Origin of the sequence: Williamsia herbipolensis (assembly GCF_036153515.1) — a bacterium.
In the GTDB taxonomy this organism is placed as follows: Bacteria; Actinomycetota; Actinomycetes; order Mycobacteriales; family Mycobacteriaceae; genus Williamsia_A; species Williamsia_A herbipolensis.
This window is the reverse complement of the sequence record NZ_CP108021.1, coordinates 3,634,592-3,658,604: the sequence shown is the minus strand read 5'-3', so window position 1 is coordinate 3,658,604 and position 24,013 is coordinate 3,634,592. Positions and strand designations below refer to the sequence as shown.

At 69.1% G+C, this 24,013-nt stretch carries 29 protein-coding genes, 1 tRNA gene and 1 pseudogene; 14 read left to right on the top strand and 17 right to left on the bottom strand.

From position 1 onward, the window contains the following. Positions 1-5 precede the first annotated feature (5 nt). The 11 genes from OG579_RS16850 to OG579_RS16805 form a co-directional block, all read right to left on the bottom strand. Positions 6-227, bottom strand: a complete 222-nt coding sequence (locus OG579_RS16850) for a hypothetical protein (RefSeq protein WP_328856863.1) — start codon at positions 225-227, stop codon at positions 6-8. Then, positions 227-532 carry a hypothetical protein gene (locus OG579_RS16845; protein ID WP_328856862.1) on the bottom strand — a complete coding sequence of 102 codons (306 nt, stop codon included), beginning with the start codon at positions 530-532 and terminating at the stop codon, positions 227-229. Before OG579_RS16845 ends, OG579_RS16850 begins: the two co-directional genes overlap by 1 nt. Continuing rightward, positions 529-876, bottom strand: a complete 348-nt coding sequence (locus OG579_RS16840) for a hypothetical protein (protein WP_328856861.1) — start codon at positions 874-876, stop codon at positions 529-531. The genes OG579_RS16845 and OG579_RS16840 overlap by 4 nt, the downstream gene beginning before the upstream one ends. Before the next feature lie 5 nt (positions 877-881). Further along, entirely contained in the window at positions 882-1,154 is a 273-nt protein-coding gene (locus OG579_RS16835; protein ID WP_328856860.1) for a hypothetical protein, read from the bottom strand. Then, positions 1,151-1,369: a hypothetical protein gene (locus OG579_RS16830; RefSeq protein WP_328856859.1), complete on the bottom strand. Its 219-nt coding sequence runs from the start codon at positions 1,367-1,369 to the stop codon at positions 1,151-1,153. The genes OG579_RS16835 and OG579_RS16830 overlap by 4 nt, the downstream gene beginning before the upstream one ends. Next, a complete protein-coding gene (locus tag OG579_RS22010) occupies positions 1,366-1,980 on the bottom strand; it encodes a helix-turn-helix domain-containing protein (RefSeq protein ID WP_408068694.1) in 615 nt (204 codons plus the stop codon). The genes OG579_RS16830 and OG579_RS22010 overlap by 4 nt, the downstream gene beginning before the upstream one ends. A 25-nt stretch (positions 1,981-2,005) precedes the next feature. Beyond that, positions 2,006-2,287 (bottom strand): hypothetical protein, encoded by a 282-nt coding sequence (locus OG579_RS16825; RefSeq protein ID WP_328856858.1) that lies wholly within the window; start codon positions 2,285-2,287, stop codon positions 2,006-2,008. Continuing rightward, positions 2,284-3,417 (bottom strand): hypothetical protein, encoded by a 1,134-nt coding sequence (locus tag OG579_RS16820; protein WP_328856857.1) that lies wholly within the window; start codon positions 3,415-3,417, stop codon positions 2,284-2,286. The genes OG579_RS16825 and OG579_RS16820 overlap by 4 nt, the downstream gene beginning before the upstream one ends. Before the next feature lie 19 nt (positions 3,418-3,436). After that, positions 3,437-4,246 carry a PD-(D/E)XK nuclease-like domain-containing protein gene (locus tag OG579_RS16815; RefSeq protein WP_328856856.1) on the bottom strand — a complete coding sequence of 270 codons (810 nt, stop codon included), beginning with the start codon at positions 4,244-4,246 and terminating at the stop codon, positions 3,437-3,439. A 125-nt stretch (positions 4,247-4,371) separates the two neighbouring features. Then, entirely contained in the window at positions 4,372-4,521 is a 150-nt protein-coding gene (locus tag OG579_RS16810) for a hypothetical protein (RefSeq protein WP_328856855.1), read from the bottom strand. Next, positions 4,518-4,763 carry a helix-turn-helix domain-containing protein gene (locus tag OG579_RS16805; RefSeq protein ID WP_328856854.1) on the bottom strand — a complete coding sequence of 82 codons (246 nt, stop codon included), beginning with the start codon at positions 4,761-4,763 and terminating at the stop codon, positions 4,518-4,520. Before OG579_RS16805 ends, OG579_RS16810 begins: the two co-directional genes overlap by 4 nt. 126 nt (positions 4,764-4,889) lie before the next feature. Here OG579_RS16805 and OG579_RS22005 point away from each other — a divergent pair. Beyond that, a pseudogene (locus OG579_RS22005) lies at positions 4,890-5,087 on the top strand (hypothetical protein); the annotation flags it as partial. Positions 5,088-5,186: 99 nt separating this feature from the next. Here OG579_RS22005 and OG579_RS16795 read toward each other — a convergent pair. Continuing rightward, a tRNA-Thr gene (locus OG579_RS16795) sits at positions 5,187-5,258 on the bottom strand. 9 nt (positions 5,259-5,267) lie between these two features. Here OG579_RS16795 and OG579_RS16790 point away from each other — a divergent pair. The 4 genes from OG579_RS16790 (at position 5,268) to otsB (ending at position 11,296) form a co-directional block, all read left to right on the top strand. Further along, entirely contained in the window at positions 5,268-6,830 is a 1,563-nt protein-coding gene (locus OG579_RS16790) for a threonine/serine exporter family protein (protein WP_328856852.1), read from the top strand. A 122-nt stretch (positions 6,831-6,952) separates the two neighbouring features. Then, the gene (locus OG579_RS16785) at positions 6,953-7,120 is read left to right on the top strand and encodes a hypothetical protein (RefSeq protein WP_160298507.1); all 168 of its coding nucleotides are present in this window, start codon (positions 6,953-6,955) and stop codon (positions 7,118-7,120) included. Positions 7,121-7,200: 80 nt separating this feature from the next. Continuing rightward, positions 7,201-8,661: an alpha,alpha-trehalose-phosphate synthase (UDP-forming) gene (locus OG579_RS16780; RefSeq protein WP_045821834.1), complete on the top strand. Its 1,461-nt coding sequence runs from the start codon at positions 7,201-7,203 to the stop codon at positions 8,659-8,661. A 76-nt stretch (positions 8,662-8,737) separates the two neighbouring features. Further along, a complete protein-coding gene (gene otsB / locus OG579_RS16775; RefSeq protein ID WP_328856851.1) occupies positions 8,738-11,296 on the top strand; it encodes a trehalose-phosphatase in 2,559 nt (852 codons plus the stop codon). Positions 11,297-11,387: 91 nt separating this feature from the next. Here otsB and OG579_RS16770 read toward each other — a convergent pair whose 3' ends face one another. Next, positions 11,388-12,200, bottom strand: coding sequence for a transglutaminase-like domain-containing protein (locus OG579_RS16770; protein WP_328856850.1), 813 nt, complete (start codon positions 12,198-12,200; stop codon positions 11,388-11,390). Positions 12,201-12,315: 115 nt separating this feature from the next. Between OG579_RS16770 and OG579_RS16765 the strand changes: the two genes are divergently transcribed. Further along, a complete protein-coding gene (locus OG579_RS16765; RefSeq protein WP_328856849.1) occupies positions 12,316-13,074 on the top strand; it encodes an SDR family oxidoreductase in 759 nt (252 codons plus the stop codon). An 8-nt stretch (positions 13,075-13,082) separates the two neighbouring features. Here OG579_RS16765 and OG579_RS16760 read toward each other — a convergent pair whose 3' ends face one another. Both OG579_RS16760 and OG579_RS16755 read right to left on the bottom strand, forming a co-directional pair. Next, positions 13,083-14,399 (bottom strand): L,D-transpeptidase, encoded by a 1,317-nt coding sequence (locus OG579_RS16760; protein WP_045821832.1) that lies wholly within the window; start codon positions 14,397-14,399, stop codon positions 13,083-13,085. An 82-nt stretch (positions 14,400-14,481) separates the two neighbouring features. Next, positions 14,482-15,576, bottom strand: a complete 1,095-nt coding sequence (locus OG579_RS16755) for a UDP-N-acetylmuramate dehydrogenase (RefSeq protein WP_328856848.1) — start codon at positions 15,574-15,576, stop codon at positions 14,482-14,484. A gap of 25 nt (positions 15,577-15,601) precedes the next feature. On the opposite strand from OG579_RS16755, the gene OG579_RS16750 reads away from it, so the two are divergent. The 8 genes from OG579_RS16750 (at position 15,602) to deoC (ending at position 22,065) form a co-directional block, all read left to right on the top strand. Next, the gene (locus OG579_RS16750; RefSeq protein ID WP_045821740.1) at positions 15,602-16,102 is read left to right on the top strand and encodes a DUF2505 domain-containing protein; all 501 of its coding nucleotides are present in this window, start codon (positions 15,602-15,604) and stop codon (positions 16,100-16,102) included. A 24-nt stretch (positions 16,103-16,126) separates the two neighbouring features. Next, a complete protein-coding gene (locus OG579_RS16745) occupies positions 16,127-16,636 on the top strand; it encodes a DUF2505 domain-containing protein (RefSeq protein WP_045821739.1) in 510 nt (169 codons plus the stop codon). A 79-nt stretch (positions 16,637-16,715) separates the two neighbouring features. Further along, on the top strand, positions 16,716-17,417 hold the full coding sequence (locus OG579_RS16740; protein ID WP_328856847.1) for a class I SAM-dependent methyltransferase: 702 nt from the start codon (positions 16,716-16,718) through the stop codon (positions 17,415-17,417). Between the two features lie 39 nt (positions 17,418-17,456). Continuing rightward, the gene (locus OG579_RS16735; RefSeq protein WP_328856846.1) at positions 17,457-18,290 is read left to right on the top strand and encodes a carbon-nitrogen hydrolase family protein; all 834 of its coding nucleotides are present in this window, start codon (positions 17,457-17,459) and stop codon (positions 18,288-18,290) included. Positions 18,291-18,396: 106 nt separating this feature from the next. Then, positions 18,397-19,413, top strand: coding sequence for an LmeA family phospholipid-binding protein (locus tag OG579_RS16730; RefSeq protein ID WP_328856845.1), 1,017 nt, complete (start codon positions 18,397-18,399; stop codon positions 19,411-19,413). After that, on the top strand, positions 19,410-20,897 hold the full coding sequence (locus OG579_RS16725) for a cryptochrome/photolyase family protein (RefSeq protein WP_328856844.1): 1,488 nt from the start codon (positions 19,410-19,412) through the stop codon (positions 20,895-20,897). The genes OG579_RS16730 and OG579_RS16725 overlap by 4 nt, the downstream gene beginning before the upstream one ends. A 106-nt stretch (positions 20,898-21,003) precedes the next feature. Further along, positions 21,004-21,276, top strand: coding sequence for a hypothetical protein (locus OG579_RS16720; RefSeq protein WP_328856843.1), 273 nt, complete (start codon positions 21,004-21,006; stop codon positions 21,274-21,276). Between the two features lie 99 nt (positions 21,277-21,375). After that, complete coding sequence (gene deoC, locus OG579_RS16715; protein ID WP_328856842.1) at positions 21,376-22,065, top strand: deoxyribose-phosphate aldolase; 690 nt, start codon at positions 21,376-21,378, stop codon at positions 22,063-22,065. 4 nt (positions 22,066-22,069) lie between these two features. Here the strand turns inward: deoC and OG579_RS16710 are convergent, their stop codons facing one another. Beyond that, on the bottom strand, positions 22,070-23,170 hold the full coding sequence (locus OG579_RS16710; RefSeq protein WP_328856841.1) for an alpha/beta fold hydrolase: 1,101 nt from the start codon (positions 23,168-23,170) through the stop codon (positions 22,070-22,072). Positions 23,171-23,228: 58 nt separating this feature from the next. Beyond that, the gene (locus OG579_RS16705; RefSeq protein ID WP_328856840.1) at positions 23,229-23,990 is read right to left on the bottom strand and encodes a MerR family transcriptional regulator; all 762 of its coding nucleotides are present in this window, start codon (positions 23,988-23,990) and stop codon (positions 23,229-23,231) included. Positions 23,991-24,013 lie beyond the last annotated feature (23 nt).

The window sequence follows — 24,013 nt, the reverse complement described above, 5'->3', positions numbered from 1 at the left end:
TGCGGTCACCGGTTCCAGTGGTGGGCGTAGAAGTAGCCGAGCCAGAACGCGATCTGCGCGACCTCGGTATCGGTGGCGGGGAACGGCCACACGAAGTCGGGGGCGAGGACCTCGCGGACGCCGACGTCGTCGAGGGGCACCAGTGCCTCGATGCCCGACGAGTCGTGGCGGACGACGGCTGCGACTCCGACCATCTGGACGGTGAGGTTGTCGTTGATGCGGGCCATCAGCGCGCACCGCCGTCGACGGGGTCGGCCGCGCCCGTACTCGGGATGAGACGTCCGGTCGGCAGCGCGACGGCGACGAGGACGGGTGCGTCCTCGTGGCCGTCCCACTGGGTGATGTCGATGCCGCGGTCGAGCGCGGTGGAGAACATGCAGCGTCGAAGGTCGATGCCGCTGTCCAGGCACTCGCGCGAGTGCAGGATGTAGACCGTCTGTTCGGCGGACACTGCGCGGGCATAGTGGCGGTTCGGGTGTCGGGCGACACCGACGATCTGCTCGATTTGGTCGGTGGGGACAAGGTCGGTCATCGGGGGTCACCGCTCTCGACGGCCACCGTGGGCTCGTTGGGGTGACCGTGTGGGCAGACCCAGCGGTGGCCCTCGAGGTATGGCGGCAGGCCGAACGACACGTCGCAGTGCGAGCAGACAGCGAGGACCGCGGCGACCGTCACGTGGATCAGGCCACCGACGCGTTTCAGGACACGCACGTCGTGCCAGAACGCGGCGCCGCGGTCCCACTCGACGGCGGCGCGAGTGCTGTCGCTGGTGAGCGCCAGCACGGTTCCCGTGTCTCGCCCCCGGTTGAGCACCGGCGGAACGGAGAGGACGACGCGGTCGTCGACTGCCAGCTCGGGCTGGTTGGGCAGGGTCATCGCGGTCACCGGGCCCGGAGCTCGGCGAGGAGGCGGGCCGCGACGAGGTCGGGTGACGAGCCCGGGACGGCGGTGCCGGCGATGATCAGCTCACCGGGTTCGCCGGGATCCTCGTCGGCCAAGTCGTAGCTGCTCGACGGTGCGGCGTCGTAGACGACGAGGGTGGTGCCGTACTCGTTGATCTTGATCTCGGTGTAGCTGGTGCCCGTGCGCGAGTGGTCGCGGTCGATCTCAGTGAGGAGCTCGTCGAGGGTGGTGCGGGGTGCGGGGGTGGTCATGGCTGGTGGTTCTCCTTGTCGGTGATCGAGTCGAGGTTCTGGACGGCGGCACGGTCGTGTGTGTGTCCACTCTGGCCGCGGCGCACGCATGGGATGCGGCGCGGACGCTGGTTGATCGGGTTGGTGCACAGCTGGCCGGGTTCGGCTCCGCACGCTTCGCAGTGGGCGTCGATGGCGTCGGCGTACGCGGCGGCGGGGTCGCGGTAGCGGCTCACGATTGCTCCTCCCCCGGTGATGGATTGCTCGCTGCGTGGGCCGGGGTCGGCGGCACGTGAGGTTGTTGCGTTGGGTGAGAACACGGTTCGGTTGGTGGGTGGGTTCTAGTGGGTGGTTCATATGGATGGTTCAAGGGGTCTCGGTGTGAGACCCCCAGGGGTCGCGTGGTGAGACCCTCGGGGGTCTCACTGTGAGACGGGGGTGGGGTCTCATGGTGAGACCCCACCGGGGCGGATCCGGCGCGTGCGATCGCCCGTGCCGCGGCCCGTTCGACTTCGTCTGCGCGGTCCTCGTTCTCGTCGTCGAGCTCCCCGATGACGTGTGGTGCGTCGGGGTGGTTGAGGTAGTAGCGGTTCGATCGGGTGGAACCGTTGCCGCGGGTGCGGGACGCGACGAGGAGAAGGTCGGTCGCCTCGAGCTCGGCCAGGATGCGGAACACCGTCGCCCGGCTCAGGCCGGTCTCCTCGACGATCAGTCGCACCGACGGAAAGCAGCTGTACGCCTGGTCCACTCGACCCGCGAGGTTGACCATCACCAACTTGTGGGTTGGTGCGATCTCTCGCGTCCACGCCCATTCCAGAGCGCGATACGACGTTCCTTTGCCTGCCACGGTGGCTGTGTGCTCCTCGTCTAGATCAGGCGGTCAGGGGGAGGTGTGCGAGCTCGTCGCGCATGCGGGCGACGGTGTACTCCGACCAGCCGGTGTGGGCGGCGACGTCGCTGATCGGCCAGTGCCGCAGCCGTAGCAGCAGGAGGCGTCGGTCGAACGGGTCGAGGACCTCGGCGGGGGTGTCGCCGACGCCGATGTGGAGGGCGCGGTGGAACAGGTTGGGGTTGTTCGGGACCGCGACCGCGGCGACCTCGGCTGTCATGGCGTGCGCCCGGTCGGCGGACGCCATCCACGCGGAGTACTTCACGACTTGCCTCCCTCGTTGTCGCCGTTGCCGCTCGGGTCGCGGATCTCGTCGATCGCCGCCCGGATCTGCGGCGAGGTGAGTGCGTCGTAGCGGGTGATGGGTTGCGCGGACTTGATGAACGACGACAGCCACGCCAACTTGCCCTCGTCGTCGCTGTCGTCCCAGCCCTCAGCCGAGAACGTTTCGGCGAGCTGGTCGAGGAGCTTCCGCTTCGGGGTCTGTGCGGGCGGTGGCTCAGACGGCTCGGTGTCACCGTTCTGCTGGTCAGCAGGCGGCGCGGTGTCGTCGGGATCCTGTGGGCTGTCTGCGGCCGGCGCGGCCTGCGCGGTGGGGACGATGTCGGCGACGGTCAGGGTGCGCTCGAATTCGGCGTCGACGCTCATCTCGCCGGTGTCGATTGCCCGCCCGATGACCGACAGCTCAGCAAGGTCGGCGGGTGTCCAGTCGTCGGCGGCGCGGCCGACGCGGCGCTCGAGCTGCGCCTGTGTCACGTTCAGTTTCTCGGCGTAGTGCGCGATCATGCGGGCGACGCGGGTGCCGAGGGCGACGCCGCCGCCGTGCTCGAGGGTCTGGGTGCACAGCTTCGATGCCTGGTCGGTGAACCAGGCGGGGAGCACCGCGAAGATCTGTTCACGCATGCGGCGGTTGGCCTGGTTGGTGAGGTGCTCGTAGATGTCGCGGCCGCTGGTCAGCTTCACCGGGCCGTCTGAGGTGTCGCGGAGGTGCTTCACGGTGAATGTGATCGACACCCGGTTGTTCGCCTCGAGGTCCCACGCCCACGCACTCATCTCGGATTCGCCCGCGACGTCGTCGCGCCGCAACTCAGAGGTGCCGTAGGCGATGTTCTGCCAGCACCGGGCGAGGCCTTTGGCGAGGTGGATCGATCCGCCGGTGACGTTCTCGCCGCCGCGCCGGTACCGGTAGAAGGCGCGTTCGGCGACGAACGGCAGTGCGCACTCCTCGGACATCTCGGCGACGGCGCGCTGCTTGGATCGCGGGTTCTGGCGGGCGATGACGGCGGCGGCCTGGACCTCGGCGACGGCGCGGGACTGCTCGACGCTCGTCGCCTGCGAGATGCGGTCGGGGCGCGCGGACGCGGGGACGGACAGCTGCTCGATGGCGGTGGACATGGGTTCTCCTTCGGTTGGGTTAGCGCATTGCCCAGCGGGGCAGGGACAGGGAGGTGATGGTGGGTGGCCAGCCGGGCCAGACGCCGGCGTTGGTGCACTCGATGAAGCGGTCGATGGCCTGGCGGGCCAGTTGCTTTCCGACGGCGACAGCCTCGGCGTCGAGCTCGACGACGCGCACCAGGTGTGGGCTCGTGGTGGACACGAATACGAACACGAACGCGGGGTCGGCGCCGAGGCCGAGGGTTTGCGCGCCGTCGCAGTACCACCACGACTGCATGTGGTAGAGGTACCGGGCGACGGCCTTGGCGAGTTCGCCTGCCTCGCAGTGCGTTGCGGTGGTCTTGAGGTCGACGAGGACCTGCCGGTTCCCGCCACGGCGCCGCATCATCCAGTCGATGCGGCAGCGCCGCATGATGTCGGTCTCGCTGTCGCGCCACCACATCGACACTTCGGGGTCGCCGTCGGCGAACAGCTGCCCGGCGATGTCGTGCTCGCGGACGCGGGCGGCGATCTTCTGCGCGGTCTCGAATTGGTGCGCGAGGACGGGGACGGTGCCGCGGGCCCGCATCTCTGCGGCCTCCTCCTTCGCGGCTTTCGTCGTCCACGCGTCGGCGTCGACGACACCGATGCGGGAGCCGGTGCCCAGCACCAGCGTGTGGACGACGGTGCCGAGCTCCATCGACTTCGTCGGCGGCTTCGGGTTGTCGACCTGGTCCCGGTACACCGCGGGGCTGGTGAGCAGCGACTTGGCGCCGGAGTTCGACAGGGCCGGATCAGCGAAGTAATCGGGCTCGTCTACGTCGAGGTAGACGCCCGGAGCGAATGTCACAGCGTTCGCGGCCGGTAGCGTGGCGAGCAGACAGGCATGGTGATCCTCCCAGGGATGCAATGTTGTTGTCTGACATGTGGTTCTCGCTGGCCGGCACACTTCCGGGGTGCCGGCCAGCGGTCTGTCTAGAGCCGGGGTGTGAACAGCGTCGTCGTGAGGGCCGCGAGACCGGCGACGACGGCTGGCGGTGGCGGCGGTGGCGGGTCGGTGGCGCGGATGCGGGCGACGCGCTCGGCGAGCGGGAGGGCAGCGAACGCTGCGAGGTCGTCGGTCATGATGCGACCGCGTTGTCGTCGACCTCGATGAGTCGGGCGATGGGGACCTCGAGGGTGTCGGCCACTGACCACAGTTCGTCGACGGTCCACGGGAGGTCGCCGTTGAGTCGACGGAAGATCGATGAACGTCCCACCTGTAGGCGGGTGGCGAGCTCGGCGACTGTGACCTGTCTGCGTGCCAGCTCAGCCCGGACGTTCGCGGCGACCGCGCTGCGGCGAGGGTGACCCGTGGGCTGGTTCATGAGGGCCACGCTATGTCTCAAATTTGAGCCACGCAACCACTTCGAGAAACGTGTGTCGTCAGATCAAACCGGTTGTGCCGCCTTCACCTGTTGAAATACCAGAATGGGTGGACTATCGTCCCAAATATGAACACACCGCGTCCTCAGGTACGGGCAGCAACCGCGCCACCAGCGGAGACCCGCGACCAACGAATCACCGCGCGCATCAAGGGCCTCATGGGCCAGACGGACCTCTCCCGTCGATCCCTCGCTGAGCACGCCGGCATCAATCACACGACCCTCGGCCGACGCCTCCTCGGCCAGCAGTCGTGGGACATCGATATGGTCGAGCGGATCGCGGAGGTGTTCGGCGTCGACAGCGACTGGCTTCTGACCGGCATCGATGTCGATCACGGCGACTTCACCCCCGGGGGAGGTGGATCGAGCCTCCTGTCGGGATTGAACCGACGACCTTCCGCTTACAAGGCGAGTGCTCTACCACTGAGCTAAGGAGGCGAATACAGCGTGGCCGAGTATATCCGCAGGATGCTGCGACCCCTGGCCGGCTCCCGTCGCGCGACGATCGACACGATCGAGCCGCTGACCTCGCCGCTCTCGCCGCGCCAGCCCGTCGACCTCACCGACGACGCCGCGGTCACCGAGGTCCTCGATCTGGCGATCAAGGTCGGTTCGGTGCTCCTCGACTCGGGCACCGGCGCCATCGACACCCAGACCCAGATCCGTTTCGTGGCAGGCATGTTCGGCGTCGAACGCGCCGATGTCGACGTGACCTACAACACGATCATGGTGAGCGCCCGTCGCGGCTCGTCGATGCCCCCGGTCACCGCGATGCGCACCGTGCACTACCGCTCCCTCGACTTCACGCGCCTCGCGCAGGTCGACCGGCTGATCCGCAAGATCCGCAGTCTCGCGGTGACGCCGGGCGAGGCCCACGAGGTGATCGACGACATCATCTCCTCACCGCATCCCTATGCCCGCTGGATCGCGACGCTGGCGTGGTCGACGATGGCCGCGGCACTGTCGGTGACCCTCGGTGGCGGGTGGCTCGTCGCCGTCGTCGCGTTCCTCACCACGGCGTTCATCGACCGCATGAACCGCTTCCTCAACCGGTGGGGCACACCGCAGTTCTTCCAGCAGGTGGCCGGCGGCTTCATCGCGGTGATCCCGGCGGCCCTGGTGTTCCGCTATCAGGAGGCACTGGGGGTCGCGATCTCCCCGTCGCTGGTCATCGCGGCGGGGGTGATCGTGCTGCTGTCGGGGTTGTCGTTGGTGGGTTCGGTGCAGGACGCCATCACCGGCGCCCCCATCACCGGGGTCGCGCGGTTCTTCGAACTGCTGATCCTCACCGGCGGCATCATCTCCGGCGTGAGCGTCGCGCTGCGCCTGCTCGAGGGCACCGGCACCTACCTGCCGACCATCACCAGCACCACCACCCTGGGTCTCACCGACGCACCCGCGCAGATCATCGGTGGCGGTGTCGCGGCCGCCGCGTTCGCCCTCGGCAGCTACGCCGAGACCCGCGCGCTCACGGTGGCCTTCGCCGGCGGTCTCATCGGGGCGATGGTGTCGGCCGCGGCGGCACTCATCGACATCGGCGCGGTCATCGCCGGCGGTCTGGCCGCGGTCACCGTCGGTTTCGTGGGTGGTCTCCTCGCCCGCCGCGCGTTGACGCCGCCCCTGGTCGTCGCGGTCGCCGGCATCACGCCGCTGCTGCCCGGTCTCGCGGTCTACCGCGGGCTCTACGGGTTCCTCAACGAGCAGACGCTCGACGGTTTCACCGCCCTCGCCTCGGCGTTGGGCATCGGGGCGGCGCTCGCCGCCGGCGTCACGCTGGGCGAGTTCCTCGCCCGTACGCTGCGACGACCCCGCATCCCGACCCGTCCCACGCGCGCTCTGCTGACCGCGCGGTCGGCGTTGCGGCCGAAACGGTTCACCCGCGACGCCGACGACCCGCCACCCGTGCCCGACGACGTCGCCGTCACCGAACCGATGCGTGCGCTGCGCGCCGACTCGGGGTCGTTCGCGCGGATCACCGCCGACGACCTCACCGCCCGGGCCGACCGATGAGCAGAACGACCGGGCCGAGCGGCGACCACAGGCCCGAGCCGGACGGCGACCACAGGCCCGAGCCGGGCGGCGACCAAAGGCCGAGGTCAGGGCCGATGATGACGCGGGGTAAACTGATCGTCATGCCTGCCAAGACCAGCGACACCGCCGAGATTGCCGAGGACGACATCGCGACGGTCGCCGCCGAGACCGCCAAGTCCGCCCGACGCGTGGTCGCCGCCTACGCCACCGATGCCGACGAGTGCAGGATGCTGCTGTCCATGCTCGGGATCAGCCCCGACGTCGTCTGAGCGTGCCGACCAACGTCACCGATCCCGAGGGGCTCGTCCCTGATCGCGTCGACACCGATTTCCATGCCGCCGATTTCGTCGTGGTGGCCAATCGTCTCCCGGTCGACAAGGAGACCCTGCCCGACGGCAGCGTCCGCTGGAAGCGGAGCCCCGGCGGCCTGGTGACCGCGCTCGAACCCATCCTGCGGTCACAGACCGGGGCCTGGGTCGGGTGGTCGGGTGTCCCCGACTCCAGCGAGCACCCCGTGGTCGACGGTCTGCAGCTGCGTGCCGTGCCGCTCTCGGCGACCGAGATCAACGAGTACTACGAGGGTTTCTCCAACGCGACCCTCTGGCCGCTCTACCACGACGTGCTGGTCAAGCCCGAGTACCACCGCGAGTGGTGGAACACCTACGTCGAGGTGAACCGGCGTTTCGCCGAGGCCGCCTCCGACGCGGCGTCCGAGGGCGCGATGGTGTGGGTGCAGGACTACCAGCTGCAGCTCGTGCCCAAGATGCTGCGGATGCTGCGGCCCGATCTGAAGATCGGCTTCTTCCTCCACATCCCGTTCCCCCCGGTCGAGCTGTTCATGCAGCTCCCGTGGCGCACCGAGATCGTCGAGGGCCTGCTCGGCGCCGATCTCATCGGTTTCCACCTCCCCGGTGGCGCGCAGAACTTCCTCTACCTCGCCCGACGGCTGGCCGGTCAGGCCACGTCGAAGGGGTCGGTCGGTGTCCGCTCGAAATTCGGTGTGGTGCAGGTCGGTTTCCGCAACGTCCGCGTGGGTGCGTTCCCGATCTCCATCGATTCCGGTGCGCTCGACCAGACCTCGCGGTCGAAGAAGATCCGTGACCGCGCCGCCCGCATCCGGGAGGAGCTGGGCAACCCGTCGACGATCATGCTCGGCGTCGACCGCCTCGACTACACCAAGGGCATCGACGTCCGGTTGCAGGCGCTGAGCGAGCTGCTCGCCGAGAAGCGGATCGATCCGCAGGACATGGTGATGATCCAGCTGGCGACGCCCAGCCGCGAACGCGTCGACAGTTACATCCAGATGCGTGCGGGCATCGAGCAGCTCGTGGGCAACATCAACGGCATGTACGGCGAGGTCGCCCACCAGGTCGTGCAGTACCTGCACCGCCCGGTCGAGCGCGACGAGCTGATCGCGTTCTTCGTCGCCGCCGACGTCATGCTGGTGACGCCGCTGCGCGACGGGATGAACCTCGTCGCGAAGGAGTACGTCGCGTGCCGCAGCGATCTCGGTGGCGCGCTGGTGCTCAGCGAGTTCACCGGTGCCGCGGCCGAACTCCGGTCGGCCTACCAGGCCAACCCGTACGACCTCGACGGGGTGAAGGACGCCATCGTCGCCGCCGTCGAGCAGGCCCCCGAGGACGGACGCAAGCGCATGCGCTCGCTGCGCAGGCAGGTGCTGGCCCACGACGTGAGCCGCTGGGCCCAGAGCTTCCTCGGGGTGCTCGCCAACACCAGCGAGACCACGCCGAGCGGCAACCGCGGTGTCGATCTGGTCGAGGACGGCGCCGACGACGACAACGGTCAGTGACCGCGTCGCCGTCGCGCAGCACACGTCGGGGTTTCTCGATTGGAGCCCCCTCGCCCGGGGGTTCTAGACTCACCGAGTGAGTGCCCAAGATCTGTCCCCGGAGCTGCGCCGCGCGTTGAAGGACATCGCGCGCACCCCGCGTCTGCTCGTCGCCTCGGACTACGACGGTTGCATGGCGCCGATCGTGTCCCGCCCCGAGGACGCGCGGCCCAACCCCGACTCGGTCCGCGCGATGCGGGCCATCGCCGACCTCGACTCCACCACCGCGGCGGTCATCTCCGGTCGCGCCCTGCGTGACCTCGCGACGCTGTCGCGGTTGCCCGCCGAGGTCCACCTCGTGGGCAGCCACGGCAGCGAGTTCGACATCGGCTTCGTGCACGAGATCAGCGCCGCGGCAACCGAACTCCTCGACACCGTCGTCACCGAGCTGCGGGCCATCGCGGTCGACTACGAGGGCGTGACGGTGGAGACCAAACCCGCCAGCACCGCCCTGCACGTGCGCAACGCCTCCGACACCGACTCCGACTCGGCGCTGCACCGCGTGCGGGTGGGGCCTGCCACCTGGGACGGCGTGCAGGTCACCGAGGGCAAGTCGGTGATCGAGCTCGCCGTGATCCGCACCGACAAGGGGCAGGCGCTCGACATCCTGCGCCACCAGGCCGGGGCCGGCGCGGCGATCTTCTTCGGCGACGACGTCACCGACGAGAAGGCGTTCCGCCGCCTCCACGGACCCGATTTCGGCGTCAAGGTCGGCGACGGCGACACCCTCGCCACCTACCGCGTGACCGACACCGATCAGGTCGCGCTGGCGCTGGCGTTCCTCTACGAGGAGCGTCGCGCCTGGCTGCGTGGCGAGAACGCCGCCCCCATCGAACGGTTGTCGATGCTGGCCTCGCCGCGCACCGTCGCGTTGCTGACGCCGGATGCCAAGATGTGCTGGATGTGTCACCCCGAACCCGATTCGGCGGCGGTGTTCGCGAGCCTGCTCGGCACCGTCGACGCCGGTGAGTTCGGCGTGCGTCCCCACGTCGACGGCGACCGTCGCGCACCACTGCCGCAGAGCCAGCGCTACGTCGACGGCACCATGACCATCGCGACCCGCTGGGCCGGACTCGAGGTCGTCGACTACCTGCCGCACGACGTCGCGCCGGGCAGGACCGACCTCGTCCGCGTCATCACCGGGTCGGTCCCGGCGATGGTCGAGTTCGCGCCGCGACCGGAGTTCGGTCAGGCCAGCGTGCAGATCGAGGCCGTCGAGGACGGGTTGCGCGTGTACGGCTCGAACGAGCCGATCGTCCTGCGCGCACCGGGTGTCACCTGGCGCATCGACACCGAGCGCTTCTACCAGCGCGCGACCGCCGTCGTCGACGCGTCGAACGGCCCTGTGGTACTCGAATTGCGTTGCGGCACCGATTACATCGGCGAGGAGGAGCGGACCGAGACCCAGCGCCGCGAGCTCGCGCAGAGCTATTGGAGCGACTGGTCGGCCGGTCTGGCCCTGCCCGTCATCAAGCCCGACCTCATGAAGCGGTCGGCGCTGACGCTCAAGGGACTGGTCCACGCCGACACCGGCTCGATCATGGCCGCGGCGACCACGTCGCTGCCCGAGGAGATCGGCGGTGTCCGCAACTGGGACTACCGCTACTGCTGGCTGCGTGACGCCGCGCTGACCGCGTCGGCGCTGGTGTCGGTGGGGTCGCACGCCGAGGCCGAGGGCTACCTCACCTGGCTGTACCGCGTGCTCGGCACCGTGAACGGCCCCGAGTGGCTGCACCCGCTCTACACGCTTGCCGGTGGCGGTCTGCCGCCCGAGGCCATCATCGACTCGCTGCCCGGGTACGCCGGGTCGCGACCGGTCCGTGTCGGCAACGCCGCGAACCAGCAGGTGCAGCTCGACGTCTTCGGTCCGATCGTCGAACTCATCGGCCACCTCGCCGACGCCCGCGCGGCCACCGGTGACGCCACACCGCTCACCGACGCCGACTGGGACCTGGTCGCGAACATGGTGTGGGCAGTCGAGCGCCGCTGGTTCGAGCCCGATCACGGCATCTGGGAGATCCGCGGCAACCCGCGTCACCACGTGTACTCGAAGGTGATGTGTTGGATGACCGTCGATCGCGCGCTGAAGATCGGCGAGCGGTTCGGTCGCGAGGTGGAGCCGGGGTGGTCGGTGCTGCGCGACGTGATCGCCGGGCAGGTCATCGATCAGGGCTGGAACGCCGAGGTGCGGTCGTTCACCGCGGCGTACGAGGGCACCGACCTCGACGCCGCCACCCTGCACATCGGGTTGGCCGGGATGATCGATCCCGCCGATCCGCGCTTCACCCAGACCGTCGAGGCCACCGAGGCCGAGCTGCGCAGTGGCGCAACGGTGTACCGCTATCACCACGACGACGGTCTGCCCGGCGGCGAGGGTGGGTTCCACCTCTGCGCGGCGTGGCTGGTGGAGGCCTACCTGCTCATCGGTCGACGCACCGACGCCGAGGCGCTCTTCGATCAGCTCGTGAAGGCCGCCGGCCCCACCGGGTTGCTGTCCGAGGAGTACGACCCGGTCGCCGAGCGTTCACTGGGCAACCACCCGCAGGCCTACAGCCACATCGGACTGCTCCGCTGCGCGGCCCTGCTCGCCGGCTGACCCCCCACCAACGGCACGAACCCGCCGCGAACCAACGAACCCGCCTCGTGCACGAGGCGGGTTCGTCAGTTGGTGGCGGGTTGACGCCCGATCAGCCGATGCTGATGTGATCGGAGCCGTTGTCGACGGGGAGTTCGCCTGCGACGGTGGCGATGACCTCGTAGTTGTTGAGGGTGATGTTGCCGGAGTGGTTGTCGAGGAACGCGGTGTCGGCGGCGTCGCGACCGGTCGCGATCCGCACCAGGGCCTGACGCGGCGCGAGGCCGGTCGCGTCGACCACGAGCCAGGTGCCGTCGATGAGGGCCTCGGCGACGGCGTGGAAGTCCATCGGCACGCAGCCCGGGGCGTACACCGCGACGAGGCGGGCCGGGATGTTCAGCGCGCGCAGCAATGCCACCACGAGGTGGGCGAAGTCGCGGCAGACCCCGGCGTTGGCGAGCAGGGTGTCCTCGGCGCCGTCGATGGGATCGCTGGCGCCCGGCAGGTAGTTGAGGCGGTCGGCGACGAACTTCGACACCTCGAACAGCAGCTCGATGGGCGGCTTGCTGAGATCGAATTCCGCTGTGACGTAACCGAAGAACTTGTCGGCCTCGGCGTACCGGCTGGGCCTCAGGTAGATCGACCGCTCCCCCACCTGCTCGGTGAGCGGATCGGCCGGGGTGTTCACCGACGCCGAGTACTGCACGAGCACGTTGCCGTGGTCGACCGCGAAGCGATGGATGCGGGTACCGCACTCGCCGACGATCTCCTCGGGGGTGACCGAGTTCCCGTTCACCGACACCGTCAGGGTCTCCACGAGGTCCATCCCGGGCAGTTTCGCCACGGTGACCTGCACCTCGAGCTCAGTGGCGGCCCCCACCCAGATGTCCATCATCGACGAGACGTCGCGCTTGATCGTGCCCATGGTCGGTTGCCCCTACCCTGCAGTGTGTTCGGACATGCGATGGCGGTCCCCGACTGAGTCTGCACGGCGCCGGGCTCAGCCTAAGCCGCCCGCGGCGCCACCGTAAACTCGTGCCATGACCACTCCCGACACCCCGTCGTCATCCCGCCGCGTCGCCGTCGTCACCGGAGCGAGTTCCGGGATCGGCGAGGCCACCGCGAGAACGCTTGCCGCACAGGGGTATGAGGTCGTCGTCGGTGCGCGGCGGCTCGACCGGTTGCAGACCCTCGCGCAGGAGATCGGCGGCCGGGCGATCGCGCTCGACGTGACCGACGACGCCTCGGTGACCGACTTCTGCGCTCAGCTCGACCGCGTCGACGTCCTGGTGAACAACGCCGGCGGCGCGCAGGGCCTGGCGACGGTGGCCGACGCCGATCTCGAACAGTGGCGATGGATGTGGGAGACCAACGTGCTCGGCACGCTGCGGATGACGAAGGCGCTGTTGCCCGCGCTCGTCGACTCCGGTGACGGCCTGATCGTCACCATCACCTCGATCGCGGCGATCGAGACCTACGACAACGGCTCGGGCTACACCTCGGCCAAGCACGCACAGGCCGTACTGCACCGCACGCTGCGCCCGGAGTTGATCGGGAAGCCCGTGCGGCTCACCGAGATCCTGCCCGGGATGGTGGAGACGGAGTTCTCGCTGGTGCGGTTCGACGGCGACGCCGAGAAGGCCGCGGCGGTCTACGACGGCCTGACCCCGTTGACCGCGGGCGATGTCGCCGAGGTCGTCGGTTTCGTGGCGTCACGGCCGCCGCACGTGAACCTGGATCAGATCGTGCTCAAGCCGCGCGACCAGGCCAGCGCCCGCCGCAACGTCAAGACCGGATAGGCCCCGGATCAGCCTGTCGGACCCTGGCGGGCCGGGGTCGGCGGGGTGGTCGAGATCCCCGACAGCTGCGGCGCATTCGACGGCGTGGCCGGCGCCGAGGAGCTGGTGACCTCGCCCTTGAGCGCCGACATCGACTTCCAGTCGTCCCAGCTGAACGTCCAGTCGTAGATGTCGCCGTCGGCCTCCGACAGCGGGATCCGCGTGTTGGTGACCTCGACGGGGTCGCCGTAGATCGCGACGTTGAAGTACTGCTGCGCGTTGTCGAGGGACAGGTTGATGCAGCCGTTGGTGACGTTCGACGAGCCCTGCACACCGGTGGTCTCGGGGTTGGCGTGGATGAACTCGCCGTTGTTGGAGATGCGGACGGCGAAACGCTCGCGCACGTTGAAGTACCCGGCCGCCGGGTTCGACATGTAGAAGTCCTCGTGCTTCTCGCTCACCACGTGGATGCCCGAGCGGGTGACGTTGCGGTCGAGGTCACCGCTGCCGTAGCTGCACGGCAGGGTCATCAGCACATCGCTGCCGCGCATCACGTCGATCTTGAACGACGTGGCGTCGGCCTTCACGATCTGCGAGCGACCGATGACGAAGTCGCTGGTGACGTCGGCGGCGCCGTACACGCCGTCGCCGTGGTCGAGGCCGTAGAGCTTGCCGACCATCGACACCTTGGTGCCCGGCGCGAAGTACTCCTTGCTGCGCCAGTGCGCCCGCGAACCGTTGTCCTCGGGCAGCCAGGCCCAGCTGCCCTCGGTCTCGGGTGTGGTCGTGACGGTCAGCGCCTTCTCGACGGCCTTCTTGTCGGTGACGGTGGAGTCGAACTTGAGGATCAGGGGTGCGGCGATGCCGACCTCCTGGCCGTCGGCGATGTTGATGACGACATTGGCCTGCTCCTGCGGGGTCAACGTCGTGAAGGTGCCCTGGATCGGCACGGTCTTGCGGTCGTCGCCGATCGCCGTACCCGACCAGGTGTAGGTGTTGCCGTAGCCGAGGGGCTCACCGATCGTGTAGGTCGTGCGGTCCTCCGACAGCGCGCCGGTCACCACGGTGCCGCGCGAGTTGGTCAGCTTCACGTCGGGGTTGAGCTGGCCTTTGCTCACCTTCACCGAGAACGCCGCGGTGGGGCTGGGGTTGGCGTTCGCGTCGAGCGCCGGGGAGAAGGTGATGCCGGCCGAGGGCTCTGCGCTCTTCGACGCGGCGGCTCCGGACGCGGTGTCGCCGGACGAGCCGGTGCTGCAGGCTGCGGCGGTGACGCCGACGGCGCCGATGGCGATCGCGCCGAGCGCCGTCCGCCTGGTCATCGGGGAATGGCCACGAGAAACGGTCATGTACACCGACGATACCTGCAGGCGGGGAGTGCTCCGGACGACGCGGAGAACGTCCATCCGGTCACACCGGGTGTCGCAGGGCCTACAGACGGCATCCCACGAGCACCGGTTCGGGCTCGAGGACGACCCCGAAGGCCGCGGCCACACCGTCGCGCACCTCGCGCGCGAGCGCCAACAGGTCCTCGGTCCGGGCGGCGCCGCGGTTGGTCAGCGCCAGGGTGTGCTTGGTCGACAGGCGCGCCGGTGCATCCGCCGACGGATGGCCGCGACCGAACCCGGCCCTCTCGATGAGCCAGCCGGCCGACAACTTGACGCCGTCCTGCGCCGGATAGCGCGGGATCGGGACGTCCCCGACCCGGGCGACGATCCGTTCGAGGATGTGAGGCAGATCATGCTCACCGACAACGGGATTGGTGAAGAACGACCCCGCACTCCAGGTGTCGTGGTCGTCGGCGTCGAGCACCATGCCCTTGCCGCGGCGCAGCCGCAGGACCGCCTCGCGGGCCTCACCGACGGGCACGCGCGCGCCCGGCTCCACCCTCAGGACGCCGGCGAGCTCGCGATACCGGATCGGCGCGCTCAGACCGTCGTGGGTCAGCGCGAACGCCACCGCCGTGACGACCCGGTCCGACCGGTGTTTCAGCGCGCTGGTCCGGTAGCCCAGCTGCAGCGCCGCCGGCGACACCCACTCGACGGCACCGGTCGCACGGTCGAGGACCTGCACCTCGTCGAGGACGTCGGCGATCTCGACGCCGTAGGCACCGACGTTCTGCACGGGCGTGGCGCCGGTCGCACCCGGGATACCCGACAGACATTCGAGGCCACCGAGATCACGGGACACGGTGTCGGCGACCAGACGGTCCCAGTCGACCCCCGCACCGGCGACGACCACGACGGTGTCGCGCGCCGGGTCGACCTCGCCGACCCGGATGCCGTCCTGCGCCATCTGCACCACGGTCCCGGGGAAACCCTCGTCGGAGACAACGAGATTCGACCCGCCGCCGACGATGAGCACCGGCTCGCCCGCACGGTCGAGACGGTCCAGGGCGGCGATGAGCTCGTCGACGTCGGTGGCCCGGACGAGGCCACGTGCACGACCGCCCAGGCGCAGGGTGGTCAGGTCGGCCAACGACACACCGCCGCCGGCGTCGAGGTCGTTCGCGTCACGGGATCCCACGGGCCAACGGTAACGTCTGCAGGTCATGGCGACGAAGCTGCAGCACACCATCGAGTTCCCGTTCGGCATGGCGGCCTATCGGAAGGCCATCTCCGACCCCGAGTACTGGTCGACCCTGGCGGTGGGTTCGGACAAGGCGCCGGGCGAGCTCGAATCGGCCGACATCACCGACACCGGGGCGAAGATCGCGCTCATCCAGAAGATCCCCGCCGACAAGCTGCCCTCGGCGGTCACCTCGATGATCCCCGGCGACCTCGCCATCCACCGGACGGTGTCGATCGAGTTCACCTCCGACGACCGGTCGGCCGGCACCTTCGACGCGACGGTCAACGGCGCACCGGCCACCACCTCGGGCACCATCGAGGCCACCGGTTCCGAGAAGTGCTCCATCGCGTTCGCCGGTGAGGTGACCGTTCGAATCCCCTTGATCGGCGGGAAGATCGAGAAGATGATCGCCGAGAACATGCGCACGCTGTTCGAGGCCGAGCGCGATTTCACGATTGCCTGGCACGACGAGCACCCGTGACCAGGCGGCGGGTACGGTAACCCCATGGCGCGACGTCTCAGCTACTCAGCCCGCTACGAGCACCCCACCGAGAAGGTCTATTCGGCTCTGTCGAGCCGGGACTTCTGGGATGCCCAGATGGTGGAGTTCCGGAAGCTGACCCCCCAGTCCGATGTCGAGAAGTTCGTGGTCGACGAGAATGGCATCGACATCGTGCTGGTGCAGACGCTGCCGAAATCCGACCTCCCCGCCATCGCCAACGCGGTGATCAAGAAGGACATGATCATCACGCGCAAGGAGTTCCTCGGACCGTTCCACCCGGAGAAGACCGAGGGCACCTACAGCGCCGGCATCCCGGCCGGCCCCGGGAGCCTCACCGGCGTACAGGAGCTCTTTCCCACCGAATCGGGCTGCACGCTGCGGCGCACGACCGAGGTCAAGGTCTACGTCCCGTTCGTCAACGGCAAGCTCGAGCAGCTGATCCTGGTCAACCTGGTCGACCTGTTCCGCGGCGAGGCGGAGTTCACCGCGGACTGGATCAAGGCCAACGGCTGAGCCGTCGCGGCACCACCCCGACGGGGTCATCACCCGCGGCACCACCAACATCAACCGCCTCCGCCGGGTCGACCGGTGGATGGCCTCGCGCCCCGAGATCGTCGACGTGCTCCGTGCCGCCGAGCATCCCCTCGCCGTCGATCTCGGTTACGGCGACCGCCCCGACACCGCCGTCGAGATGTACCGACGCCTGCGTCACGTCGTCGCCGACCTCTCGCTCGTGGGCCTCGAGATCGACCCCGCCCGGGTGGTCGCCGACCACGACGGTGTCCGATTCGCCCGTGGCGGTTTCGAACTCGCCGGTCTGCGACCACATCTGGTGCGGGCCTACAACGTGCTGCGGCAGTACGACGAGGACCAGGTCGTCGGCCACTGGCGCCGGATGCAGGACGCTCTCGCACCGGGTGGGCTCATCGTGGAGGGCACGTGTGACGAGATCGGCCGACGCTGCGCCTGGATCCTTCTCGACGCCGACGGCCCACGCTCGCTGACGCTGTCGTGGGCGCCGCGACACACCGACCATCCCTCGGCGATCGCGGCCCGCCTGCCCAAGGCGCTGATCCACCACAACCGTCCCGGGAGCCCGATCCACGACCTGCTCACCGCGGCCGACCGGTGTTGGGACGTCGCCGCGCCGTATGCCCCCTACGGTCCGCGGGTGCGGTGGTCACACGCCCGGCGGGCGCTCGCGGCGAGCGGGGTGCCGTGCGAGATACCGCGACGCCGCCTGCGCGACAACACCCTCACCGTCCCGTGGTCGTTCGTCGCACCGAGCCGCTAGCCGTCCCATCGTCGGCGACAGCGCCGTACCGTGTCATCCATGCGTATCGCGATGGCCCAGGTGTCGACCGGCACCGATCCGCACGCCAATCTCGACATCGTCGCCGGCCGCACCCGGCAGGCGGCGGAATCGGGCGCCGAGCTGGTGGTGTTCCCCGAGGCCACGATGTGTCGTTTCGGGGTGCCGCTCGCACCGGTCGCCGAACCGCTCGACGGTCCGTGGGCCACGTCGGTGTGCGCCATCGCCGCCGAGGCCGCGACCACTGTCGTCGTCGGCATGTTCACCCCCGCCGACGCCGCGAACGGGCGCGCACGGGTGCGGAACACCCTGCTCGTCGCCGGCCCCGACGGATCGGCGACCTCGTACGACAAGATCCACCTCTACGACGCCTACGGGTTCCGGGAGTCCGACACCGTCGCCGCCGGCTCGGCACCGACCACCATCTCCGTCGCCGGGCACACCGTCGGCCTCGCGACCTGCTACGACATCCGCTTCCCCGAACTGTTCACCGCACTCGCCGACGACGGCGCCGAGCTCATCGTGGTGCCCGCCTCGTGGGGTGCGGGCCCGGGCAAACGGCGTCAGTGGCGGGTGTTGGCCCAGGCCCGCGCGCTCGACAGCTCCACCGTCGTCGCCGCGGTCGGGCAGGCCCTGCCCGACGACCCCGCGACGGCGACGTCGTCGGCACCCACCGGCATCGGCAACTCGGTGCTGGTCGACCCCTTCGGCGAGCTGATGGCCGAGTACGGCGAACACGAACACCTGGGCGTCCACGACGTCGACCTCGAGCGCGTCGAGGCGGCGCGGGCGGCGATCGGCGTGCTGGCGAACCGACGTCTGGCACCCGCCCGCGCGGGGGTCGTGACCGCCTGATCGGCCGTCCCCACCCGACCGCCGACGTCCGCCGGTCACCGCCCGCCATGGTGTTTTGCGGGAACTCTCACGATCGCCTCACCATCGGCAGGCAGAATCGGAGGTGATGAATGAGCCCGAGCGACCCGACAACAGTCCGCAGCAGCCCGGCCACACACCGCCGACCGAGCAGTTCCCGGTCGGCGGGCAGGCGTATTCGCAGACACGCCCCTTCGACGCCGAGCCACAGACACAGCAGGTGGCGGCCGCCGACCCGGGACCCACGCCGACCCGACCGAAGCGGCGCACCGGCGTGATCGTGACGATCAGTGCACTCGTGGTGGTGCTCGTCCTGGTGATCGCCGGGGTGGGCAGCGAGCTGTACCTGCGCAACGCCACCAAGGACTGCCTGGAGAAGTCGTTCAGCGACGTCACCGGCTCGTCGGCGTCGGTGTCGCTGAGCAAGAAGCCGATGCTGCTGCAGTACGCCACCAAGAAGGTCCCGTATGTCCAGATCGACGCCGGCGGCGACAACGGGTCCGCCATCGAACTGCACGGGCGCGCCGACAACATCACCGCGCGGTCGGACGGGTCCACGCTGGGCTCGTTGTCGGCCAACGGGTCGGTGCCGTTCTCGCGCATCGTCGAACTGAGCAAGCAGTCGGCCCAGACCGCAACCGATCAAAATCCGGCCGATCAGAACACCGGTGGCGCCGATTCCACGCAGAACGGTCAGAGCGGTCTCTCCGGGCTGTTCGGCGGTTTCACGTTGAACAGCGTCACCGGGAACCAGTCGACCGGCACCATGTCGCTCGACGCTACGGTCACCGTCGCGATCTTCCCGATCCCGGTGAGCGTGGAGCTCAAGCCGACCGTCACCGGCGGCAAGATCGAGTTCCAGGTCGTCAAGGCCAGCGCGCTGGTGTTCGGCGTGCCGTCGGGATTCGCCCAGACCCTCGTCGACGGCGTGTCGAAGTCGCTGTTCCCGCCGCTGTTCGACCAGCTCGACTTCCAGCAGCTGTCGGTCACCTCCACCGGGGTGGATTTCCGGGTCACCGGCACCGACGTCCCGCTGAATCAGGACACCCTCGGGTCGACACCGGTGGACCAGGGCTCGACCAACGACGCCTGCACCATCCTGTGAGCCCGGATCCGCTGTGGCTCTTCGGTGATCAGCTCGGTCGCCACATCCACTCCGCGCCGCAGCACGCCGACCGCGAGGTGATCCTCGTCGAGTCGTCGGCGGCCATCGCGCGTCGCGTCGGGCACCGACAGAAGGCGCACCTCGTGCTCTCCGGGATCCGACACCTGGCGGCCGAACTCGGTGACCGCGCACAGTTCTGGCAGGCGTCGGGGTACCGCGACGCGCTCGTCGAACTGGGCCGACCGGTCGTGGTGCACGAGCCGACGTCGCACGCCGCGTCGGCGTTCGTCGCCCGCCTCGCCGAGGAGGGACTGGTCTCGGAGGTCCTCCCCAATCCGTCGTTCGCATTGTCGCGCAAGGAGTTCGGCGAGTGGGCCGGCGACGGCACGAAGTTCCGGATGGAGAACTTCTACCGCGACCAGCGGGTGCGGTTCGACATCCTCATGGACGGCGACAAGCCTTCGGGCGGCAGCTGGAACTACGACCACGACAACCGCGACGCACCACCCAAGCGCGACACCCTCGGTGTCGACCCGCCGTGGTGGCCCACCGAGGACCAGATCGACAAGGAGGTCCGCGCCGACCTCGACGCCATGGTCGCCGACGGTGTCGCGTTCACCGGCGTCGACGGGCCACGGTTGTTCGCGGTCACCTCCGACGAGGCCGACGAGGCCCTGCGCACCTTCATCGACCAGCGTCTGGCGACGTTCGGTCGGTGGGAGGACGCCATGATGGACGCCGACTGGGCCATGTCGCACTCGCTCCTGTCGGTGCCGCTGAACCTGTCGTTGCTCGATCCCCTCGACGTGGTGCACGCCGCCGAGGCCGCGGTCCGGGACGGGTCGGTCGACATCTCCGCCGGCGAGGGGTTCATCCGGCAGATCATCGGGTGGCGCGAGTTCATCTGGCACCTCTACTGGCACTACGGGCCCGAGTACATGGAGAACAACAGCCTCGACGCCCACGTGCCGCTGCCGGACTGGTTCCGCGACCTCGACGCCGACGCGGTCACCGCGCGGTGCCTGTCGGAGGCGCTGCGCGGTGTGCGCGATCGCGGGTGGGTGCACCACATCCCGCGCCTGATGCTTCTGGGAAGCCATGCGCTGCAACGCGGTTACGACCCGGCCGAGCTCTCCGAGTGGTTCCGGGCCAACTTCGTCGACGGGTTCGACTGGGTGATGCCGGTCAACGTCATCGGGATGAGCCAACACGCCGACGGCGGGCTGATGGCGACGAAGCCCTACACCTCCGGTGGCGCCTACATCGACAAGATGTCCGACCACTGCAAGCCCTGCGAGTTCAACCCGAAAAAGCGCGTGGGCGACGACGCCTGCCCCTTCACCGCGGGCTACTGGGCGTTCACCCATCGTCACGAGGAGATGCTGCGGAAGAACAACCGCACGGCGCGGTCGGTGGCGACGATGAACCGGTTGAAGGACCTCGACGAGCTGCTCGAGCAGGAGTCCGTACGCGAGCATTTCTGAACCGATGACGAACCTGAGAATGTCCGCGAAGTCCACAGCGGCGGCTCAGTTCACGGCGGTACGATCTCGACACCGACCGATCGACCGATGTGAGGTGGCATCCACCATGCGAGGACGTACGAAGGCAGCGCGCAGCCCGATCGCCCACAATCCGTTGGCGTTGACGCTGGTCAGCTACGCCGGTGTCATCTGGGCGGCCGTCGCCGTCTTCGCGGTGACGCTGTTCGCCTCGACCGCCATCGGGGACGGCCGCTCGGCCTACACCTATCCCCTGCACCACTGGTTCATCGCCGGTGGCGCCGCCGCCGGGGTCATGATCGTGCTCCTCGTCGGCGTCCACGTGCTCCTCACCGACGTCCGCCGTCGATCCGGCAGATAGCCGCATAGATCGGGCCGACGACGCCATCGATCGTGCACGTCCCCCGTTCCGCCCCATTCGGGTGACCGCATCCGTCGTCGGTGTGCCACGCTCGACGACATGACTTCTGCCTCGACCGGAACCCTCACCCGACGACGCGTGGCCGCAATGGTCGACCACACCCTGCTCAAGCCCGAGGCATCACGCGACGACGCACTGGCCTGTGTCGCCGAGGCCGCCGATCTCGGGGTGCTCGCGGTGTGCCTGTCACCGTCGATGCTGCCCATCGACACCGGGTCGCAGCGCACCTGTGTGGTGGCGGGATTCCCCTCGGGCAAACATCATTCGCTCGTCAAGGCCTCCGAGGCGCGACTCGCCATCGACACCGGCGCCGACGAGATCGACATGGTGATCGACGTCGGCGCAGCGGTCGCCGGGCTCTACGACGAGGTGTTCGCCGACGTGCTCACCGTCCGCGAGGCCATCGGCCCCGACGCCGTGCTCAAGGTGATCATCGAGTCGGCGGCCCTGCTCGAGTTCGCCGGACCCGACGCGGTCACGGAGGTGTCGAAGCGGGCCGCGCAGGGAGGTGCCTCGCTGGTGAAGACGTCGACCGGGTTCCACCCCAGCGGCGGCGCGAGCGTGGAGGCCGTCGAGCTGATGCGGGCCGCGGTACCGGCATCGGTCGGCATCAAGGCCTCGGGCGGCATCCGCACCGCGGAGTTCGCCGCCGAGCTCATCGCCGCCGGCGCCACCCGCCTCGGCCTGTCGGGATCACGCGCGGTGCTCGACGGCTTCGCCGACGACTGACCGGTCAGGGGGTGTACGCGACGCGGTCGCGGGTCGCGGTGAGCAGTTCCTTGAGCAGGTCGTTGTAGCGGTCGTGTTCCTCGATGTTGCTCATGTGCCCGGTGTGGTCGAGCACCAGGTACTCCTGCAGATGCCCGGCGGCCTTGAGCGTGGACGCGATGGCGTCGGAGTGCTTGCGCGGGGTGAGGCGGTCGTCGGTGCCCACGACCACCGCGGTCGGCACCGTGAGGTTGATGACGCCCTGCCAGACGTCGAGGTCGAGCAGCGCCGAACCCCAGCGCGCACGCGCACGGGCCGGGCACTCGCTGATCATGTGGTCGCAGAACTCGACGTGCGAGAGCTTCGCCTGGGTGTTGAGCGCGATGTACTGCGCGACCTTGGGTGAGGCGGTGGTGTGCGGCAGCGGCGCGGGCGTGGTGGCGACGAGCCGGCCGACGGCGTGCTCGAACGGGCGCGTGAACCGCGGCAGGCCTTCGGGCACCACCGCGAGGTTCTGCACCACCTCGACCGCGGCGGTGGAGGTCAGCACCACGACGCGCGCGAAACGGTCGACGCTCGCCGGGTGGTGTTTCGCCCACGCCAGCACCGACATCCCGCCCATGCTGTGCCCGGCGATCAGCGCACGACGCCCGTCGGGGACCACCGCGCGCAGCACCGCTTCGAGGTCCGACCCGAGCAACGCGGTGCTGAGCTTGGTGCGACCGAGCGGGGTCTTGCCGTGGCCGCGTTGGTCGTAGACCACCACGCGGTGGTCGGCGGCGAAGGCGTTGATCTGGGCGTACCAGTGCCGCGTGTTGCAGGTCCATCCGTGGGCCATCACGAGCAGGTCGCCGTCGGGCGGACCGTAGGCGAGCACGTTGATCGGATTGCCGTCGGAGGCGCGGACGTCGATGCGCTCGGGCGTCATGGCCGGTTCGGCGAGCAGCGCGTCGGGGCCGTCGTCGATCGGCGCGGGCCCGGTCAGGGCGGTGCGCACCAGAGCGCCCAGGATGGTCCCCACCGCGAGCCCGGCCCCACCGACCGCGACACCGCCGGCGATGGCGGACCCGGTGAGCACTCGATGCGATCGGGCCACCTCGCGTATCGGCCGATGCGTCCTCGTCATGTGTGTGAACCTCTCCGATGCGTGCCCGAACGGCCATCGGTCGGGCTGGGGGTGGCGCTCAGGCGGACCCGCTGAGCGGATCGGTGTCCAGACCGCGGTCGTTGTCGAAGATCTCCGAGGCCTCGCCGAGTGCCTGCGAGATCTTCACGTCGAGTGAGCGCCGGAACGCGGACTCCACGATCTCGTGGGCCATCGGGCGGACCGCACCGATCAGATGAGCGACCTTGGCGACCTCGGTCTCCTCCATGTCGAGCAGGCGGCCGTCGTCGCCGAAGTACTTGTCGGTGATGATCGCGACGAAGTTGTCGGCGATGTCGTCGATGTCGTTCTGGACGCGTTCCCACTTGCGGAGCAACGACTCCAGGTCGATGCCGGCCTTCACCAGCACCTCGGCACCCTCGAGCAGCTCGGGGCTCTTGATCGCGTACTGCGCCCCCTCCTTGGCGAGCAGACCCAGCTTCTGACTCATCGCGATCGTGCGTTCGTCGGCACCGAGGGTCCGGCGCAGTTCGGTCAGCGTGATGGTGGCCGCGCGTTTGAAGGTGCGCCACCGGCCCGACTTCGGGGTGCCGTGGAGCACGTGCTCCACCTTCATCCCGTAGTGCGCCGCCTGCAGCAGCTCGCTGATCGTCGCGAAGGTGTAGCCGCGTTCGAGCAGTCGCGAGATCAGGTTCAACCGGACGAGGTGCTCCTGCGAGTACCACCCTGTGCGCCCCTTGATCTTCGGCGACGGCAACAACCCGCGATCCTGGTAGACCCGGATGTTGCGCACGCTGACACCCGACACCTCGGCGAGCTCGTTGATCCGGTATTCAGCCACGCGGCGAGTCTATCCGCGCAGTG

Coding starts and splice junctions, on each gene's coding strand:
- OG579_RS16850 (WP_328856863.1), bottom strand. CDS start 227: ATGGCCCGCATCAACGACAACCTCACCGTCCAGATGGTCGGAGTCGCA.
- OG579_RS16845 (WP_328856862.1), bottom strand. CDS start 532: ATGACCGACCTTGTCCCCACCGACCAAATCGAGCAGATCGTCGGTGTC.
- OG579_RS16840 (WP_328856861.1), bottom strand. CDS start 876: ATGACCCTGCCCAACCAGCCCGAGCTGGCAGTCGACGACCGCGTCGTC.
- OG579_RS16835 (WP_328856860.1), bottom strand. CDS start 1,154: ATGACCACCCCCGCACCCCGCACCACCCTCGACGAGCTCCTCACTGAG.
- OG579_RS16820 (WP_328856857.1), bottom strand. CDS start 3,417: ATGTCCACCGCCATCGAGCAGCTGTCCGTCCCCGCGTCCGCGCGCCCC.
- OG579_RS16810 (WP_328856855.1), bottom strand. CDS start 4,521: ATGACCGACGACCTCGCAGCGTTCGCTGCCCTCCCGCTCGCCGAGCGC.
- OG579_RS16805 (WP_328856854.1), bottom strand. CDS start 4,763: ATGAACCAGCCCACGGGTCACCCTCGCCGCAGCGCGGTCGCCGCGAAC.
- OG579_RS16785 (WP_160298507.1), top strand. CDS start 6,953: ATGCCTGCCAAGACCAGCGACACCGCCGAGATTGCCGAGGACGACATC.
- OG579_RS16770 (WP_328856850.1), bottom strand. CDS start 12,200: ATGGGCACGATCAAGCGCGACGTCTCGTCGATGATGGACATCTGGGTG.
- OG579_RS16765 (WP_328856849.1), top strand. CDS start 12,316: ATGACCACTCCCGACACCCCGTCGTCATCCCGCCGCGTCGCCGTCGTC.
- OG579_RS16760 (WP_045821832.1), bottom strand. CDS start 14,399: ATGACCGTTTCTCGTGGCCATTCCCCGATGACCAGGCGGACGGCGCTC.
- OG579_RS16750 (WP_045821740.1), top strand. CDS start 15,602: ATGGCGACGAAGCTGCAGCACACCATCGAGTTCCCGTTCGGCATGGCG.
- OG579_RS16745 (WP_045821739.1), top strand. CDS start 16,127: ATGGCGCGACGTCTCAGCTACTCAGCCCGCTACGAGCACCCCACCGAG.
- OG579_RS16740 (WP_328856847.1), top strand. CDS start 16,716: ATGGCCTCGCGCCCCGAGATCGTCGACGTGCTCCGTGCCGCCGAGCAT.
- OG579_RS16735 (WP_328856846.1), top strand. CDS start 17,457: ATGCGTATCGCGATGGCCCAGGTGTCGACCGGCACCGATCCGCACGCC.
- OG579_RS16730 (WP_328856845.1), top strand. CDS start 18,397: ATGAATGAGCCCGAGCGACCCGACAACAGTCCGCAGCAGCCCGGCCAC.
- OG579_RS16720 (WP_328856843.1), top strand. CDS start 21,004: ATGCGAGGACGTACGAAGGCAGCGCGCAGCCCGATCGCCCACAATCCG.
- deoC (WP_328856842.1), top strand. CDS start 21,376: ATGACTTCTGCCTCGACCGGAACCCTCACCCGACGACGCGTGGCCGCA.
- OG579_RS16710 (WP_328856841.1), bottom strand. CDS start 23,170: ATGACGAGGACGCATCGGCCGATACGCGAGGTGGCCCGATCGCATCGA.